Origin of the sequence: Mongoliibacter sp. (assembly GCF_007692705.1) — a bacterium.
GTDB lineage: Bacteria > Bacteroidota > Bacteroidia > Cytophagales > Cyclobacteriaceae > Mongoliibacter.
The window spans coordinates 1-2,647 of record NZ_REBN01000251.1; the positions used below are offsets into that span (position 1 = coordinate 1).

Annotated in this window: 3 protein-coding genes; all 3 read left to right on the plus strand. The window is 39.3% G+C overall.

The features are described from left to right. The coding region (locus tag EA341_RS17250; RefSeq protein WP_367127769.1) for a peroxidase family protein at positions 1-810 on the plus strand (810 nt) is incomplete at its 5' end. Between the two features lie 290 nt (positions 811-1,100). Next, the gene (locus EA341_RS17255; protein ID WP_293016414.1) at positions 1,101-2,420 is read left to right on the plus strand and encodes an aminotransferase class I/II-fold pyridoxal phosphate-dependent enzyme; all 1,320 of its coding nucleotides are present in this window, start codon (positions 1,101-1,103) and stop codon (positions 2,418-2,420) included. Positions 2,421-2,443: 23 nt separating this feature from the next. Beyond that, positions 2,444-2,647, plus strand: a 204-nt coding sequence (locus tag EA341_RS17260; protein WP_293016415.1) for a PIG-L family deacetylase, incomplete at its 3' end; no start/stop codon positions are given.

Consider the following 2,647-nt stretch of genomic DNA (forward strand, 5'->3'; position numbering starts at 1 on the left):
AAGACCGCTTGGGCTTCAGCTTCTACATACAGGGGTTCTGACAGAAGAGGTGGAGCCAATGGTGCAAGAATAAGATTTGACCAAATTAAAAATTGGGAAGTAAACAATGCTGAAGACTTGTCGAAAGTCTTGGCAACATTGGAAAAAATCCAGTCTGATTTCAATGGGAAATCAGGAAGCAAAAAAGTATCGATGGCTGACTTGATCGTGTTAGCAGGAAATACAGGAGTTGAAAAAGCGGCAGAAAATGCTGGATACAACATCGAAGTTCCTTTTACTCCTGGTAGAATGGATGCTTCAGCAGAGCAGACAGACTTTGAGTCTTTTCAATTATTGGAGCCGATGGCTGACGGATTCAGAAATTACCTGAAAACCAAATATACCATCTCCACTGAAGAATTGTTGGTGGACAAGGCACAATTACTGACATTGACTGCTCCTGAGATGACCGTTTTGGTAGGTGGCATGCGTGCACTACATGCCAACTATGATGGCTCGAAGCATGGGATATTCACAGACAAAAAAGATATGCTGACCAATGATTTCTTTGTCAACCTCTTGGACATGAGTACTGAGTGGAAAGCAGCAGATGATTCAAAGGAGTATTTCGAGGGGATAGATAGAAAAACAGGTGAAGTGAAATACACTGCCACAAGAGCTGATTTGATCTTCGGTTCTCACTCTGAGTTAAGGGCATTGGCAGAAGTCTATGCGCAAGAAGACAACCAAGAAAAGTTTGCGAAAGATTTTGTAGCTGCTTGGGCCAAAGTCATGGAACTTGACCGATTTGATTTAGTTTATAAAAATTAAGTTTTTTCCTTTTATTCTTATCAAAAAAAGCCAGCTTCAAAGTTGGCTTTTTTTATTCCCTCTATACGCGAATTATTGGGTTCTTTTACTTGGCTAATTTATGCAATTCTTTGTTTTTGATTATTGAGAAATTAGACTGAAGTATTTCATGAATAGCTTGAAAATTCATATAAATGGAAAAATAGAATTTCATTTTAGTTCTGGGCTTATAACACACCAAAACCAATCTTCAATTTGATTAATGAATTCTTTTAACCTATCTTTTTACAGCTTTTACTCAAAAAAATCTAATGGAAGAAATTACCCACCTCTCTACAAGAGGCCAAAATGCCGCAAGCAAACCCTTACGCATGGATTTGGAAATTTATAAGGAAGCTATGGAAAACAGGTATCATAGCGATACCAATCCCAATGGCACCTTCCCTATGACCGTAGCAGAGAATCACCTTTGTTGGGATATGTTACGGGATAAAATGCAGGAAATATCCAGAGATCAGGAAATCCCGGAATGGGTAGCAAGTTATGGTGACCCTGCTGGAGTACTGTCTTTTAGGGAGGCTGTTGCGGATTTTTTGGGTGAACATTTAATGCGACAAGTTATTGAACCAGAAACTTTAGCCTGTTCTGTCGGGGCTACTTCTGTTATAGAAATGACTTCTTTTCTATTGGCTGAATCTGGAGATACAGCTGTAATTCCTGCGCCCAGTTATCCTGTGTATTCAGCAGACATAGGTGTAATGGCTGGATTGAAAAGGTTTGACTTGCAAACCCACCATGAGGTTTCGGAATTGGCAAATGGATTCCCTATAACATTGTCTCATTTGGAAAATGCCAAAAAGGAGATTGAAGAAAATGGAAGTGAATTTCGAATGTTGATCCTTACCAGTCCGGACAATCCTAGTGGAGGTATTTACAGCGAAAATCAGTTTATTCAAATGGCTGATTGGTGTGAAAATGAAAAAATTCACCTAATCATCAATGAAATTTATGGATTAGCAACAGTAGACGTCGAGCATCCTGAGATACGTGAAGATTATCCTAACCCCATTGAATTCAAGTCCTTTGGAAATCTAATGAAAGAAAGGAAAAGTCCCTACTTACACCTTTGGTATTCTTTATCCAAGGATTTTGGGATTTCGGGATATAGGGTTGGGATTTTACATTCTTACAATGAGCAACTGATAACCGGCTATAGGAATATCGGTTTGACACATGCCATATCTAACCACACACAGTGGTTGCTGGGAGAAGTTTTGAATGACCAAGTTTTTGTCAAAAAATACCTTAAGTCTTTTAAAGAAGCATTGACCAAATCCTACCTGATCGTTTGCCAAACCCTCAAAAAGCTTCAGATTCCTTTCAATCCATCTTATGGCAGTCTGTTCGTTTGGATTGACCTGTCTTCATTGATGGATACACCTTCTCAAGAAGCACAGCATCAATTGTGGCTCGAAATATTCCAGAAAACAGGTATGCTGATCACTCCTGGAAATGGTTTTGGACACAGTAAAAAAGGCATGTTCAGGGTAGTGATTACCTCAGTATCCCATACCGAACTTGAAGTAGCAATGGAGAGGTTCGAAAATTTTATACTGAAAAAGAAAAGCTAAACTATTAACCCAAACCTAAACCCATGAAAAATACCTTTCTCTTACTCCTATTGATATTAAGCTACATTCACTTTCCTGTAAATGCCCAAGAAAAGCCTTTGAAAATCTTGATGATCGGTGCCCATCCAGATGACTGCGATATCAAAGGTGGAGGCACTGCAGCGCTTTTTGCAGAAATGGGCCATCAGGTAAAATTTATCTCAGTCACCAACGGAGATGCCGGGCAT

Bases quoted from the DNA above. Each gene is read 5' to 3' on its own strand.
- EA341_RS17255 (WP_293016414.1), top strand. From the start codon at position 1,101: ATGGAAGAAATTACCCACCTCTCTACAAGAGGCCAAAATGCCGCAAGC.